Raw genomic sequence first — 14703 nt, 5'->3', positions numbered from 1 at the left:
CAAGCGCGAAGCCCGTCGGCTCGGGGGTTGTCTGCTGAGGGGGATTCTTTACAATGCCGCCGCTCCTCTAAGGTGTGGGCGGCGGCCCCCCGGGCAGGTGGCGCCGTCCCGTGAATGAACCCAACCCGTGATGTAAGAGAGGTTTCGATGAGCTCACAAAAAGAGACGCGCGCGTTTGAGGCGGAAGTCAGCCAGGTCCTCCGGCTGATGATTCACGCGATGTACTCCAATAAAGAGGTGTTTTTGCGGGAGCTGGTCTCCAACGCCTCCGACGCCATCGACAAGCTGCGCTTTGAGGCGCTGGCCGATCCCGAGCTGCGCGCCGAGCAGGGGGAGGCGGCGATCGCGCTCTCGGTGGACCGGGAGGCTCGCACCCTGACGATCGCCGACACCGGCATCGGGATGAGTCGCCAGGAGGTGACCGAGAGCATCGGGACCATCGCCCGCAGTGGCACCCGGGAGTTTCTGGAGCGCTTAAGCGGAGACCAGCAGGCCGACGCTCAGCTCATCGGTCAATTCGGGGTGGGATTCTACTCGGCGTTCATCGTGGCCGAGCGCGTGGTGCTGACCACCCGGCGCGCTGGCGAGCGCGATGCGGTGCGCTGGGAGTCGACCGGCGACGGGGAGTACACCCTGGAGGCCGCCGAGAAAGCGCAGGCGGGCACCGAGATTGTGCTGCACCTGCGCGAGGACGAAGACGAGTTTTTGGAGCCGATGCGCCTGGAGACCGTTGTGCGTCGCTACTCCGACCACATCTCCTTTCCGATCTATCTGGTGGAGGAGGCCTCCGAGGAGGGCCAGGAGCCGACGCGCCGGCAGCTCAACGAGGCCTCGGCGTTGTGGACGCGTTCTGCCAGTGAGATCAGCGCGGAGGATTATACCGAGTTTTACCGGCATGTGGCCCGGGCCTTTGACGAGCCGCTGGCGCATGTTCACACCACGATTGAGGGGCGGCTGAAGTTTACGCTGCTCCTTTATGTGCCCTCGGCGCGCCCCTTTGATTTTGCGATGGCCGGTCAGGAGCGCCAGGGCGGGGTGAAGCTCTACGTCAAACGGGTCTTCATCATGGATGAAGCCGAGATGTTCTTGCCGCGTTACCTGCGTTTTGTGCGCGGGGTGGTCGACAGCGACGATCTGCCGCTGAACGTCTCCCGGGAACTGCTGCAGGATAATCGCGTGGTGCGCACAATGCGCCAGACCGCGATCAAGAAGGTGCTGGAGCGTCTGGAGACGTTGAGCCAGGACGCCGAGGCCTACGGGACCTTCTGGAATGCCTTTGGTCCGATTCTCAAAGAAGGGGTGATCGAGGAGCCCGAGCGCAAAGAGCAGATCGCTGCGCTGCTGCGCTTTGCCTCGACCTCGCCGGCGACAGAGGATGCGCCGGAGGCGCAGCAGGTGCGCCTGGCGGATTATATCGAGCGGATGCGCCCGGGGCAGGAGGCCATCTATTACATCACCGCCGATAGCTACGCCTCGGCGCTGGCGAGCCCGCACCTGGAGATCTTTAAGGCCCGCGGCGTGGAGGTGCTGGTGTTAACCGACGCGGTGGACGAGTGGCTGGTCAACCACCTGAGTGAGTTCCAGGGCAAGGCGCTGCGCTCGGTGACCCGGGGGGCGCTGGATTTGGAGTCGCTGGGCAAAGACGCCGAGGCCGCCGAGGAGGAGAGTGCGGTCGAGGACGCAGCCGAGGAGGCCGAGGCGGCAAGCGAGGCGGAGCGCGCGCCCTGGCTGGGGGCGGTCGAGGAGCTCCTTGGCGAGCAGGTGCGGGAGGTGCGGCTTTCGCAGCGGCTGACCGATTCGCCCTCGTGTCTGGTGCGCGAGGAGTGGGAGATTGGCGAGCGGATGCGCCGCATTCTGGAGCAGGCCGGCGAGTCGGTGCCGGCGAGCGCGCCGATCCTGGAGCTGAATGAAAAGCACCCGCTGGTGGCGCGTCTGGCGCGGGAGGAGTCCGGGGAGCGGCGCACGCGTTTGGCCGAGCTGCTCCTGGATCAGGCGCGGCTGGGAGAGGGCGGACAGCTCCAGGCGCCGGCGCTCTTTGTGCGTCGCCTCAATGAGCTGCTCGTCGAGTTGATGGACGAAGCCTGATTCGGGTGGGCATCGGGGCAGGAGCGCGTGCGCGAGGTTGCCCCGCGGCCCTGGTTGTCGGGAGTAAGAGAGCCGGGCGCGTGACGCGCCCGGCTCCTTTTTGGCCGGGGCGCCGGGGCGCTTAACCAGCCGTAACGCCGCCTTTATTGGAGGGGGCCCGGGGGCTCTGCTAGCGTGGCGTTCGCAGTGGGGGGCGGGGGAGGAATGGCGCCGCGTCGACAGATTGCGTGGGAACGTGAGGAAGGGAAGATGCAGTACACGAAGTGTTTAACCGCGGTGATATCGGGTTGTCTGGTGATGGGACTGGCCAGCGCGGCCACGGCGCAGGAGGTGCCCTCGGAGAATCCGATCGAGGCGCTGCAGCGGGCCAACCGTCTGGCCAATGCCGGAGCCTGGACGCGCTCGGTGCCACATTACGAGGCGGCGATTCAACGCGCCGGGGAGCAGTTTCCGGTGGCCTACTTCAATCTGGCCGAGGTGCTGCGCGCCAAAAACCTCTGTGAGCGGGCGGTGCTCTTTTACCAGTCCTATCTGGATCGGGGGGAGGAGGCCGACGTTTTGGAGGAGTCCCGGGCCGGAGTGGAGGCCTGTCGCCAGGGGGGACGCGCGATGGTGGCCGAGGGCAAAGAGACGCCCCCCGAAGAGGGCCCGGCGCGCTGGGTTAAGGTCCGGCTGAAGGTCGATGCGCAGGGTGAGGGGAGCGTTCAGATCGACGGGATCCCGATGTTTTTTTCGGGGCAGGAGCGCGAGCTCTGGATGCGTTCGGGCACCTATGCGCTGGAGGTCGCGCTGGTCGACCACGACGTGCTGGCCCGGGAGGTGGTCATCGGGGTGGAGCCCACTCAAGAGGTGGTGCTTACGCCGGAGCGGATGCTCTTTCACGGCAGTCTGATGGTGGAGGTCGATCGCCCGGGGGCCCGGGTGCGGGTGGAGCCCCGGGAGCTCGACTCACCGACGCGGGCCAATGTGGAGCCCTTTACGCTGGAGTCGCCCTGGGAGGAGGTCCGGGAGCTGCCCACGGGGACCTATTTCATCGAGGTGACCCTTGATGAGCATCATCGCTGGATCCGCAACGTCGAGGTGGAGCGCGAGCGCCAGGCTCAGGTCAACGTCCGGCTGCGCAGGATGCTCCCGGCGGCGATTCGCCCCGGGCAGTGAGCCCGGTTGGCGCGTTTAATGATCGTCGCGGGGCCGCCGCACCTCCTCGACGATTTCCTCTGGCGAGGCGGCGCGTCCCGGTACCTGGTACTCGCCGCCGAACCACTTGCCCAGATCTTCGCTCTTGCAGCGTGGTGAACAGAAGGGGAAGGCGCTGTTGATGTTCAGCGCCGGGACCGGCGCCCGGCAGATGGGGCATTGAGGGGAGGGCTTTTTCTCGCTCATGAGAGGCTCCGTAAGAGAGGGCTGAGATGGGGATGGCCCGCCAAACACGGGGGGATGACGACGGTCGAGGGGGCGTGTGAAAAGTGGCGATGCAAAAACGCGACGCGGCGTTGCGAAGAGTAAACTTGAATCATGACGGGGGGAGTCTACAAAGTTTGGCCGTCCGCACGTGTTCCGTGCCTTTCCTCTTCGTCAGGACGTTTGCCGTGAACCTTTCGCACCCTTTTTGCACAACGCTGAGCGTTCGAGGCTACGAGCTCGACGTCTTCGGTCATGTCAACAACGCTGTCTACCTCAATTATTTTGAGCATTGCCGCTGGGAGGCGTTCCGCCAGCTCGGAGGTGATGTGCAGGAGGGCGGCGCGCAGATGGTGGTGCGCAAGTTGACGGTGGAGTACCTGGCCGCGGCCTACCTCTTTGATGAGCTGGAGGTATCGCTGTGGGTGGAGAGGCTGGGCACGACCAGCGCGACCTTCGGTCAGGCGATCAAGCGCCGGGCCGATGGTGTGAGCCTGGCAACAGCGGAGGTGGTCGTGGTGACCATCGACGCTCAGGGCCGACCGACCGGCTTGCCGACATGGATCCGGGAACAAGTCGAAGCCTGAGATTGTACCTTCGAGCCGGCGAGCATTCGCTTTGCCGCGATACGTCACGTATCCCCTGCAGGAAGCCCCCGCAGAGCGGGGCTTTGCCTCAGGACTCAATCCCCCAAGGAGTTTCAGAGATGAACACCAAGAGCTGGATGATTTTGCTGGTCGCCGCGTTGACCCTGGCGGTTGCCTGCAAGAGCGAGATTGACGGAAAAGCCGCCGCGGAAGTGGCTGAGCCGACCACCGAAGAAGCCGCCCCGGCGGCGGAAGAGACCGCTAAAGAAGAGCAGGCCGAGCTGCGCGAGCTGCCCTTCAACACCGAGGCTTCCAAGATCGAATGGGTGGGCGCCAAGGTGACCGGCGATCACACCGGTGGCTTTGAGAAGTGGGAAGGCGTGGGCCATGTCCGTGGCGAGCAGACCCTGGAGAAGGTGGCGTTCACCGTGGACACCACCTCGATCGTCTCGGACGACGAGCGCCTGACCGGTCACCTCAAGAACGAAGACTTCTTCGCGGTAGAGAAGTACCCGACGGCGAAGTTCGAATCGACCAAGATCGAAGAAGGCGCCGAGGGTGACGCCACCCATACCGTCACCGGCAACATGACCATGCTGGAAGCGACCAAGCAGATCACCTTCCCGGTGACCGTGAAGGTTGAGGAAGGCACGATGGTCGTGGACAGCGAATTCACCATCAAGCGCTTTGATTTCGGCATTGAGTACAAGGGCAAGGCCGATGACCTGATCCGCGACGAAGTGCTGATGAAGCTGCACATGGAGCTTCCGCTGAGCGAGCCGGCCGTAGCTGCTGAGCCGGCCGAAGAAGGCGCGGCGCCGGCCGAAGGCTCCGAGGGCTAATCGCTTCTAAGACGCGCCTCTTTATAGGAGGCGCGTCGCCGGAGTGAGACAGCGCTTGCGTGTTTCCACAGAAAACCCCGCTGGTCTTCGGATCAGCGGGGTTTTTTGATCGTTTTTTTGATCGAGGGAGTCCCGGTCTGGGGGTGACTCCCGGTCATTTTAAGTGGTTGAAATGTGGGGGTAAAAAATGACCGGGAGTCCCGGTCTGGGGGTGACTCCCGGTNGGGGTAGAACCCCCGACGAGGGCGCCCGGGGGCGGAACGAAGGGGGTGTGACCCCCGAACGGGGGTGTGTGCGGGCGCCCGGGGCGCCGGCTCAGAAGAGGTAGCGGGCGCTCAGGCCGGCGATGTAGCCCCAGTGTTCGTAGGTGCCGTTGCCCACGACCAGGGTGATCTCGTCGTGTTCGTCGGAGGGATTGATCTGGCGCACCTCGGAGGTGGTGATGGTGCGGGTGGGCATGATGATGGCCGCCGCGCTCAGGTCGAGGTGCAGGCGCGGGCTCAGCGCCACGCCGCCGCCCAGGGTGACCAGGTGCTTGTCGGGGTCCAGGGCAAAGACGCTGTAGGTCTCATCGGGTACGGCCCCGCGTTCAAAGGCGTAGCCTCCGCGCGCCAGAAAGCGCGGGCTCAGGCGGTATTCGCCGCCCAGGTGCACCGAGAGGCTGTCGCGAAAGCGCTGAGGGAGCACAAAGGGGGCCACCGGCATGGCGCCGATGCCCGGGACGCCCTGGATCTCGACCTCGTCGGGGCTGACCTCGATCTCGTTCAACGTGGACCAGCGCTGGTAGACCAGGGCCAGCTCCACGTTAAAGCGCTCGGTGGCGTGGCGAACGCCCAGGCGAGCGTGCAGCGGGAAGGGGACGGTGATGGAGGCCTTATTGCCGGAGGCCCGGGCGTTGTCGTAGGCCGGGTGGGAGGGCATCCGGGTGTCGATCGTGGCGTTTTTATCGCGCAGGATGGCCGGGAGCTGCAACGAGAGCCCCAGCGTCCACTGGCGGTGGGGGCGCCAGGTAGCCCCCAGGTTGGCCGTGGGAGCAAAGAAGCTGGAGACGGTGGACTCGGCCAGGATATCGAGATCGGGATCTTCCGGGTCGCCGAACATGCCGGCGTAGCCCGAGCCGGTGGAGACGACCCGAAAGAGCCCCATGAAGTTCTGCAGGCCCAGGCCCACCGAGAGGGTCTCGTTGATCTGGTAGCCCACGGCCAGGTGCAGGTAGCCCAGGGCCGAGCCGGTGTTGTCGACCAGCACGTAGCGCTGGGCCCCGTCGACCGGGTAGCGGTAGGCCGGGGCGTAGGGGGTGTAGGCGCCGGCCGCCCAGTAGAGCCCGGGCAGCGGGGTGGGACCGCCGACGAGCACCTGGGGGATGGCGTTGGGCGGGGCCTGGTTTTGCACCGGATCGTAGGTGCGGGTAGACCCGTCGGACATCTGGCGCGGCGCGCGGCTGAAGGTGACCTGGGAGCCCAGGAGCGCGAAGTCGACCAGGAGCGCGCGCTCCTCAAGCAGGGTGAGCCCGGCCGGGTTGTACCAGAGGGCATCGAGATCGGCGGAGTGCGGGGCCACCGAGGCGGCGGCGCGTCCGGTGGAGGCAACCCCGCGGGTCGGCAGAAAGAACCCGGCGGCCCGGGCCGGGGAGGCGCTCAATAGCACCGAGCTCAGGGTGGCCAGCGCCAGGAGAAGCCCGCAGGCGCTAAACTGTGGAGAAGATGGCTTGAACATAAAAACCTTCGATCGCATGGTGGCCCTCGCTGTCGCGCTGGCCGAAGACCCTAGCCCGAGCGCTTCGCCCGGTACAAGGCGGGGCTGAACGAGAAATAGGGGTGTTGTGAATAAAAGTTCACCAGGCGAGGTTGTGGCAGCGCCAATCCACATCGAGAGCTGATGAGCGAAGTAGAGTCTATGGTGTTGAAGCAGAGAAAGACGCGTCCGTGCCGGCGCCCGGTGCCGGTGCCGGTGTCGGGGGTGATCCTGGGGCTGGGCGTGATGCTGGGGTTGTTCTGGAGCGCGACCGCGGTGGCCGCGGAGTCGCTGAGCCTGGAAGAGGTGCTCGGCGAGTTGGAGACGCGCAGCGAGAGCTGGGCGATCACCGAGCTGCAGGTCGAGCAGAGCCGCGCCAGCCGTCGGGTGGCGCTGGGGGCGCTTCTGCCCCAGCTCAGCGCCACGGGCACGGTGACCCGTCAGGGCGGCGGAGAGGTGCAGGTGGGCGGCCAGACGGTGCGCCCGCAGTGGGAGTGGGGCACCAACCTGAGCGCGTCGCTGACGGTGTTTAACGCGCCGCAATTCCTGGACTACCGGGCGGCCGACGCCCAGCTGGAGGCCACCCGGGCCCGCAGCTCCTGGCAGCGCACGCTCTTGCGCCTGGAGGTCGAGGAGGCTTTTTACACGCTGGCGGCCGCCCAGCGCGATGTGGCCATCGCCGAGTCGGCGGTGGAGCTGCGCCGCGCGTATCAGGAGCGCTCCCAGGCGCTGGTGGAGGCCGGGCTGGCCGTGGCCGTCGATGTGAGTCGGGCGCGCCAGCAGGTGCTCCAGGCCGAGCAGACCCTGCTGGAAGCCGAGCAGAACCTGGGCAACGCCGCCGACGGGCTGGCTTACCTGCTGGGCCGCGAGCCCGACGGGGCGTTGCGGGTCGATGTGGACGCCGAGGCCATCGCGCACGAAGAGGTGGTGGTCGGGGCCGGGGAGGCCTCGGCGAAGGTGGAGGCGTCGCGGGGCGATTTTGTCTCGCGCCGCGCGGCGATCGAGGCCGCTGAGCTGGGGCGGAGCGCGTTGTGGTGGGGGCTGGTGCCCTCGGTGCGCCTGACCGGCGGGGCGCAGCTCTCGCAGGCGACGCTTTTTAACCCCAACGGGTTCAACTGGACGGTGGGGCTGGGGCTGAGCTGGCTGCTCTACGACGGTGGTGCGCGCTACGCGCGCATCGACCAGTCCAACGCGCGCATCGCCGAGGAGGAACTCTCCCTGCAACGCGACCTGCGATTGGCCAACGCCGAGGTGCGCCGCGCTCGCCGCGATCTGAGCACGGCCGGCGCGGCGATCGCGGTGGCGCTGGAGCAGGTGGAGGTGGCCCGGGAAACCTACGAGTACACCGCGGCGCGCTTTGAGTCGGGGCTGGCCACCAGCCTGGAGGTCACCGACGCCTCGCAGCAGCTTTTAAGCGCCGAACTCCAGCTCAATCAGGCGCGCCTGCAGGCGCGTCTCTCCGAGGTGCGCTACCGCTACCTGGAGGCGCGCCCGGAGTGAGTCCGGGGGCGACACATAAAGAGAAGGCTTTACGTGAGACGTGGTTCGGCGAGTTGTCGGCCGGATAAAGAAGAAGGCGACCAGATGGTGCAGACAAGGGTGAAGGTGGGCGCGGTGTTGTTGGCCGGGCTCCTGATGATCGGCGGGTGCAGCTCCGAGGAGGCGTCGGGGGGCCCGAAGGGGCCGAAGGGCCCGAAAATGGGCGGCAACGTGACCCGCGTCTCGGTGGAGACGGTCCCGGTGGCGCAGGGTGAGTTTGCCGTGCAGGGCGACTTTGCCGGGGAGTTCCAGTCGGAGGGGATGGCGGAGCTCTCGGCCGAGGTGGCCGGACGGGTGACCACGCTCAACGTCAACATCGGCGACGCGGTGGAAGAGGGGCAGGTGCTGGCCGAGGTCGACGCCACGCCGACCCGCCAGCGGGTGCGGGAGCTGGGGGCCTCGGTGCAGATGTCGCGGGCCAGCTTAGAGGAGGCCCGTGTCAACCTGGCCAACCTGCGCCGGGATCTGGAGCGGAAGGAGCCCCTGCTCAGCCGGCAGATGATCACCGAGCGCGAGGTCGAGGAGCTGCGCAGCCAGGTCAGCGCCGCCGAGCAGCGGGTGGCGGTGGCCGAGGCGACCATCGCCCAGAACCAGGCGCGCCAGGCCTCGGCGCGCGAGGACCTGAGCAACACCAAGATTCGTGCGCCCTTTGCCGGGCTCATTGGCGAGCGCTACGTCGACCGCGGCAGCTACGTGAGCCCGGGGCAGACGGTGTTCCGGGTGGTGGATGACGGGGATCTCTACATCAGCGTGCGCATCCCCGAGCGGGACGCGGCGCGGGTGGCCACCGACACCCCGGTGACGATTCGGGTGGGGGCGCTGGGAAGCGCGCCGCTCAAGGGCAAGATCCTCCGCATCGCGCCGGCGCTCGACCCGGCCACGCGCAGCCTGCGGGTCGATGTGGTGCTGAATGAGGAGCATCCGGGGATTCGCCCCGGGATGTACGCCCGGGTGAGCCTGGAGCTGGGGCGCGCCGAGGACGCGCTGACGCTGATGAGCCAGGCGATTTTGCGCCAGGTCGACGGCGCGCCCTACGTCTGGAAGGTGGTCGATGGCGCCGCCCAGCGCCAGGAGGTGGTGCTGGGGTTGGTGGGCCGGGAGCGCACCCAGATCATCGAGGGGCTCCAGGCGGGCACCCCGGTGGTGTTGCGCGGCCATGAGAAGCTCAAAGATGGCGTGGAGGTGCGCGACATCAGCGTGGGCGGTGGCGCCGGCGAAGAGGCTTCTCCTTAAGCAGGCAACGTGCTCAGACGAGGCACGAGGATCAAGGTTTAGACGCCGGCGCCTGATGCCGGCAGCCAGGAACACGTTATGAATTTGCCCCGCTTTGCAGTCGGTCGTCCGGTGATGACGACCATGGTCTTTCTCGGGCTGATGATCCTGGGGGCGGTCTCCTTTACTCGCCTGCAGGTTGACCTTTTGCCGGAGATCGACTTCCCGTCGATCTCGGTGATGACCTCGTACAACGGGGCGGGCCCCGAGGAGATCGAGACCCTGATCACGCGTCCGATCGAGGAGGCGATCGGTACGGTCGAGGGGATCGACAGCATCGAGAGCTTCTCGGCCGAGGGGCGCAGCCGGGTGGCGTTGCGCTTTGTCTGGGGGACCAACCTGGATACGGCGCTCAACGATGTGCGCGCAACGATCGAGCGGGTGAAGGCCGGGCTGCCCGAGGACGCCGATGACCCGGTGATCTTCAAGTTTAACCTGGGCAGCTTCCCGATCATGCAGCTGGCGCTCTCTGGCGAGATGAGTGAGCCGCAGCTGCGTCAGTTAGCGGAGTTGCAGCTGGCTCCCCGGCTGGAGCGGGTCGAGGGGGTGGCCTCGGTCGATGTGCGTGGGGGGCTCAAACGCCAGATTCAGGTGGTGCTGGACAGCGAGCGTCTGCGGGCGTTCGGGCTGCCGCCCACCGCGGTGGTCGATGCGCTGCGGGCCGAGAACCGCAACCTGCCGGCGGGCACCATCGAGCGTTTCGATCAGTCGCTGCTGGTGCGCGTGCTTGGTGAGGCCGCCGAACCCGAGGAGCTGCAGCAGGTGATCGTGGGCTCGCGTCAGGACGCCTCCGGGGCGCGGGTGCCGGTGTTGCTGCGGGACGTGGCCCAGGTGCTCGATACCTTTGAAGACCCCTCGAACGTGGTGCGGATCAACGGGGAGCCCTCCCTGCGGATCTCGGTGACGAACCAGTCGGGGACCAACACGGTGGAGGTGGCCGCGCGGGTGCGTCAGGAGCTTGAGCGCATCAACCGTGACTACCAGGGGCGCGCGGTCTTTACGGTGGCCAGTGACACCTCGGAGTACATTGAGAACTCCATTTCCAACGTTCAGGATTCGGTGCTTATCGGCGCGGCGTTGGCCGTGCTGGTGCTGCTCTTCTTTTTGCGCAACGTGCGCTCGACCTTGATCATCGCGGTGGGGATCCCGATCTCGGTGATCGGGATCTTTACGCTGATGTATTACTTCGGGATCACGCTCAACCTGATCAGCTTCGGCGGAGTGGCCCTGGGGGTGGGGCTGCTGGTCGATAACGCGATCGTGATCCTGGAGAATATTTTCCGAAAACTCGAGGAGGGCGACGCGCCGGGGGAAGCCGCGGTGGAGGGCTCCCGGGAGGTGGCCGGGGCGATCGTGGCCTCCACGATCACCACGCTGGTGGTGTTTGTGCCGGTGGTCTTTTTGACCGGGTTTGCCTCGATCTTCTTCGGGCAGATGGCCTTTGTGGTGAGCTTCGCGCTGGTGTGTTCGCTGGCGGTGGCGCTGACGCTGATCCCGATGCTCTCGTCGCGCTTCCTCAAGAGCGGGCAGTCGCTGGAAGGCGGTGATGAAGGGGTGATCGGGCGCTTCCTCCGCGCGGTGGAGAAGACCTACGGCAACCTGGCCGACGGATGTCTGGATCATCCCAAGACCACGCTGGCCGTGGTGCTGGCGGCCTTTGTGGGAGCGATGGCGCTGATCCCCTACGTGGGCACCGAGCTGATGCCCGAGGATGATATGAGCGAGGTCCGGGTGAGCCTGGATCTGCCGGTGGGCACGCGGATTGAACTCACCGAGCAGGCCGCCCAGCAGATCGAGGCGTTGATTCCGGAGGCGGTGCCCGAGCTGGAGTTGATGCAGACGATCGTGGGGACGCCGGGCTTCTACTCGACGGCCGGCGGGGAGTCGGCGTCGATCGAGCTGCAGCTGGTCAAGCCGCATTTGCGGGAGCGCAGCAGCGATGAGGTCGCCGCCGATTTGAGTCGCCGGCTCAAGGGGCTGATCCCCGGGGCCGACATTCGGGTGCGGGCCGGGGGCGGGTTGTGGATTCTGCGGGTGCTTCAGGGGGGCGGGGAGCGTCTGGAGGTGCAGGTGCGCGGCTACGATCTGGAGACGGCCGACCGGCTGGCCGCGGAGGTGTCCCAGGTCATGACCTCGGTGGAGGGCATCACCGGGGCCAACGTCAGCCGCAAGCCCGGCGGCAAAGAGGTGCGCATCGTGCCCGACCGCGCCAAGCTGGGGGCCATGGGGCTGCAGCCCTCCGATGTGGCGCGTCAGATCCAGACCTACATCCAGGGCACCCGGGCTACGGTGTTGCGCACCGACGGCGACGAGTTCGACGTGATCGTGCGCCTGCCCCGGGAGGAGCGTCTGGGAGTGGAGGCGCTGCTCGACTCGCCGATCGTGTTGCCCGGGATCGGGACCGCGATGCTGGGAGACCTGGTCAGCGTCCAGGAGATCGAGGGGCCGCTGACCATTGAGCGCGAGAACCAGGGCCGCGTCGTCGATGTGCGCGCCTTCTTGAGCGGCGACCGCAACCTGGGCGCCATCACCGCGGAGCTGCGCGAGCGAATCGCCGAGATGGAGATCCCCGATGAATTCAGCGTGCTGGTGCAGGGGGAGACCGAGGAGCAGGAGGAGACTTTTGCCGGCCTGATGGTGGGCATCATCCTGGCGGTGTTGCTGGTGTATATGGTGATGGCCGCGCAGTTTGAGAGTTTTCTGCAGCCGCTCTACATCATGTTCTCCATTCCGGTGGCGGGCATCGGGGTGGTGCTGATGCTGCTGGCGACCGACACCACCTTTAATATGCAGTCGTTTCTGGGCTGCATCGTGCTCACGGGGATCGTGGTCAACAACGCCATTGTGCTGGTGGACTACGTGAACCTGCTGCGCGCGGAGCAGGGGATGAAGGTGCGGGAGGCCGTGGCGCTGAGCGCGCGTCGGCGTCTACGCCCGATTTTGATGACGACGGCGACCACGGTGCTGGCGTTGATCCCGGTGGCGCTGGGCCTTGGCGAGGGCGGGGATACCCAGGCGCCGCTGGCGCGGGCGGTCATCGGCGGGCTCTTTGTCTCGGCGGCGATTTCGCTGGTGCTGATTCCGGTGCTCTACAACCTGGTCGAGGGCTGGCGAGAGCGTCGGGCGGCGCGCAGCTGAGCCAAACGTACCGGGAAGTGCGACAAGGCGTCGCCCCAAATTGAACATAAGGGGGGGGCTGTGCTAACGGTGGGGGTGGACGGTTCAAGCGAAGTCTCAAGGTCGCCTCTTCCCCCCACCGCTCTTCGGCGTCAGGCCGCAGTGTCGGTTGTCAATTGAGGTTGCGCCCGAGAAGCGTCGCGGTATCCTTCCTGACCAGCCGTAGAGCGACGACCTGCTTCGAGGAAGCGTGAATGCACAAGCTCCTTATCGAGGATGATGAAGGCGGGAAAACCGTCGTCTCCCTCATCCGGGACGAAATTACCGTGGGGCGGGCCGAGGGCAACACCATCCGCCTGACCGAACGTAATGTCTCGCGTCATCACGCGCGCATCACGTGTGCCGATGACCGAATATTCGTTGAGGATCTGGCCGCGCGCTATGGGATTAAGCGCAACGGCAAGGCGATCAAAGGGCGAGCCGAGTGGGCCGTGGGCGATGTGGTGCTCATCGGGGACTACCGGCTGACGCTTCAGGGGGAGAAGAAGGCCAAACCCCTTCCCAAACCCAAGGCCCGAGCTCCGGGGCAGGGGCCGGGCGCGCACGAGGTGACCACCGTCACTCGCCTCTCCGATCTGGAAGAGAGCCAGAGTGAGGTGACCTCGATGATGCCGGCGCTGCCGGCCAAGCTGGTGGTGATCTCCAGCAATTTCGCTGGCCAGGAGTTCTCGCTCACCCAGAACGAGACGGTGATCGGCCGCGGCGAGGATTGCCACTTCATCATCGACCATCGCTCCATCTCGCAGAAGCATGCCAAGATCGTGCGCGAGAAAAACGGCGCGTATAAGATCGTCGATCTCAACAGCAAGAATGGCGTCAAGGTCAGCGGAGAGACCTACCGGGCGACGCACCTCAAACGCGGCGATGTCATCGAGCTCGGGCATGTGAAGTTCCGCTTTGTGGAGCCTGGCGAGAACTACGTGTTCACGCCGCCCTCGGCGTCGCTGGCGGGCGGGCAGGAGTTTGCGCCGGCCGCGGGCAGCACCGGTCCCAACAAGCTGGTGGTCTTTGGCGGGGGGCTGGTGGTGGCGGCGCTGCTGGCGGTGGGAGCGATATTTGCGCTGGGAGGCGATAAAGAGAGCCCGGCCGGAGCGCCGGCGGTCGATGCCCAGGTGCAGGCTGAAGCCGCCCGGGAGATCGCGGAGCTGGAGGTCAATGCCGGCGACGATCGCATTGATGCGGCCGTGGCCAGCGCTCGGGGCGATTATGAGGAAGGCAAACTCCAGCGCGCCATCGGCAAGCTGGAGTCCATTGGCGAGTTGATGGAGCCCTCGCCGGAGCAACAGCGCCAGATCTCGGAGCTCTTAAGCAGCGCCCGCAATGAGCTTCCCTTCCAGCGTCATTACGAGAACGCCCGCGACAGCCTGGAGGCCGGGGAGCCGGTGGAGGCCCTGGAGCACGCCTCGTCGATTCCCTCGCACTCGATCTTTTATAAGAAGATGGAAGGCGACGGCACGCAGGCCGGCATCCTCAACGGTGTGGTCACGCAGGCCCGTCAGGAACTCAACGATGGCAAGACCGAGGAGGCCCGGGAGCTTGCCGAGAGCGTGCTGGTGGTGCGCTCGACGCACCAGCCGGCCAGGGACCTGCTGACGCGGATCGAGGAGCAGGAGCGCGCCGCCAAGGCGGCGGTGGCCGCGCGAGCCGAGGCCGCGGCGGCCCGCAGCGAAGCGAGTGGTTCGGGAGGCTCCCGCAGCGGCGGACGCACGGCCTCGCGGAACAAGCCCTCCGAGCCCAAGCTCAGCGCGGAGGAAGCGCGCACCCTCTTCACCAACGCCGCGCGTAAGGTGGCCAGTGGCGATCCCCGCGGGGCGATCACCGACTGCACCCAGGGGGTGCGCGGCGGCAACGCCGACTGCCACCGCATTCTGGGGGTGGCCTACGGTCAGCTCGGTGATACCGACGCGGCCTGCCGCCACTACCGCCAGTACATGCGCACCGGCCCCTCGAACCCCGGGGCGGTGGAGGCGCAGATGGAGCGTCTGGGGTGCGGACCCTGAGTGGCGTCTGATTGGTAAGAGACGAAGGTCTGGGCCGTCGCCTGCTTCTGGAATGGAGCGCGGGCG

At 66.5% G+C, this 14703-nt stretch carries 10 protein-coding genes; 8 read left to right on the top strand and 2 right to left on the bottom strand.

What is annotated here, in order from left to right; all coding sequences use genetic code 11:
• Window positions 1-147 precede the first annotated feature (147 nt).
• Both htpG and DL240_RS10785 read left to right on the top strand, forming a co-directional pair.
• A complete protein-coding gene (gene htpG / locus DL240_RS10790) occupies window positions 148-2085 on the top strand; it encodes a molecular chaperone HtpG (protein WP_111729902.1) in 1938 nt (645 codons plus the stop codon).
• A 249-nt stretch (window positions 2086-2334) separates the two neighbouring features.
• Window positions 2335-3243, top strand: a complete 909-nt coding sequence (locus DL240_RS10785; RefSeq protein WP_111729901.1) for a hypothetical protein — start codon at window positions 2335-2337, stop codon at window positions 3241-3243.
• 15 nt (window positions 3244-3258) lie between these two features.
• Here DL240_RS10785 and DL240_RS10780 read toward each other — a convergent pair whose 3' ends face one another.
• A complete protein-coding gene (locus DL240_RS10780; RefSeq protein WP_111729900.1) occupies window positions 3259-3468 on the bottom strand; it encodes a DNA gyrase inhibitor YacG in 210 nt (69 codons plus the stop codon).
• A 206-nt stretch (window positions 3469-3674) separates the two neighbouring features.
• Here DL240_RS10780 and DL240_RS10775 point away from each other — a divergent pair, with 206 nt between their 5' ends.
• On the top strand, window positions 3675-4073 hold the full coding sequence (locus DL240_RS10775; protein ID WP_158542488.1) for an acyl-CoA thioesterase: 399 nt from the start codon (window positions 3675-3677) through the stop codon (window positions 4071-4073).
• A gap of 119 nt (window positions 4074-4192) precedes the next feature.
• Window positions 4193-4915, top strand: coding sequence for a YceI family protein (locus tag DL240_RS10770; protein WP_158542487.1), 723 nt, complete (start codon window positions 4193-4195; stop codon window positions 4913-4915).
• A 315-nt stretch (window positions 4916-5230) separates the two neighbouring features.
• On the opposite strand, the gene DL240_RS10765 is transcribed toward DL240_RS10770, so the two are convergent.
• Window positions 5231-6649, bottom strand: a complete 1419-nt coding sequence (locus DL240_RS10765) for an OmpP1/FadL family transporter (protein ID WP_158542486.1) — start codon at window positions 6647-6649, stop codon at window positions 5231-5233.
• 144 nt (window positions 6650-6793) lie between these two features.
• On the opposite strand from DL240_RS10765, the gene DL240_RS10760 reads away from it, so the two are divergent.
• The 4 genes from DL240_RS10760 to DL240_RS10745 all read left to right on the top strand — a co-directional run bounded on the left by DL240_RS10760 (window position 6794) and on the right by DL240_RS10745 (window position 14637).
• Window positions 6794-8149, top strand: coding sequence for a TolC family protein (locus tag DL240_RS10760; protein ID WP_146618243.1), 1356 nt, complete (start codon window positions 6794-6796; stop codon window positions 8147-8149).
• A gap of 33 nt (window positions 8150-8182) precedes the next feature.
• Window positions 8183-9421 carry an efflux RND transporter periplasmic adaptor subunit gene (locus DL240_RS10755; protein WP_158542485.1) on the top strand — a complete coding sequence of 413 codons (1239 nt, stop codon included), beginning with the start codon at window positions 8183-8185 and terminating at the stop codon, window positions 9419-9421.
• A 78-nt stretch (window positions 9422-9499) separates the two neighbouring features.
• Window positions 9500-12598: an efflux RND transporter permease subunit gene (locus DL240_RS10750; protein ID WP_111729894.1), complete on the top strand. Its 3099-nt coding sequence runs from the start codon at window positions 9500-9502 to the stop codon at window positions 12596-12598.
• Window positions 12599-12831: 233 nt separating this feature from the next.
• Entirely contained in the window at window positions 12832-14637 is a 1806-nt protein-coding gene (locus tag DL240_RS10745) for an FHA domain-containing protein (RefSeq protein WP_111729893.1), read from the top strand.
• Window positions 14638-14703 lie beyond the last annotated feature (66 nt).

This window comes from Lujinxingia litoralis, from assembly GCF_003260125.1.
In the GTDB taxonomy this organism is placed as follows: Bacteria; Myxococcota_A; Bradymonadia; order Bradymonadales; family Bradymonadaceae; genus Lujinxingia; species Lujinxingia litoralis.
The sequence above is the reverse complement of the archived record's forward strand: the minus strand, read 5'-3'. Positions and strand labels throughout refer to the sequence as shown.

Bases quoted from the DNA above. Each gene is read 5' to 3' on its own strand.
- DL240_RS10770 (WP_158542487.1), top strand. From the start codon at position 4,193: ATGAACACCAAGAGCTGGATGATTTTGCTGGTCGCCGCGTTGACCCTG.
- DL240_RS10745 (WP_111729893.1), top strand. From the start codon at position 12,832: ATGCACAAGCTCCTTATCGAGGATGATGAAGGCGGGAAAACCGTCGTC.
- htpG (WP_111729902.1), top strand. From the start codon at position 148: ATGAGCTCACAAAAAGAGACGCGCGCGTTTGAGGCGGAAGTCAGCCAG.
- DL240_RS10780 (WP_111729900.1), bottom strand. From the start codon at position 3,468: ATGAGCGAGAAAAAGCCCTCCCCTCAATGCCCCATCTGCCGGGCGCCG.
- DL240_RS10760 (WP_146618243.1), top strand. From the start codon at position 6,794: ATGAGCGAAGTAGAGTCTATGGTGTTGAAGCAGAGAAAGACGCGTCCG.
- DL240_RS10765 (WP_158542486.1), bottom strand. From the start codon at position 6,649: ATGCGATCGAAGGTTTTTATGTTCAAGCCATCTTCTCCACAGTTTAGC.
- DL240_RS10750 (WP_111729894.1), top strand. From the start codon at position 9,500: ATGAATTTGCCCCGCTTTGCAGTCGGTCGTCCGGTGATGACGACCATG.
- DL240_RS10785 (WP_111729901.1), top strand. From the start codon at position 2,335: ATGCAGTACACGAAGTGTTTAACCGCGGTGATATCGGGTTGTCTGGTG.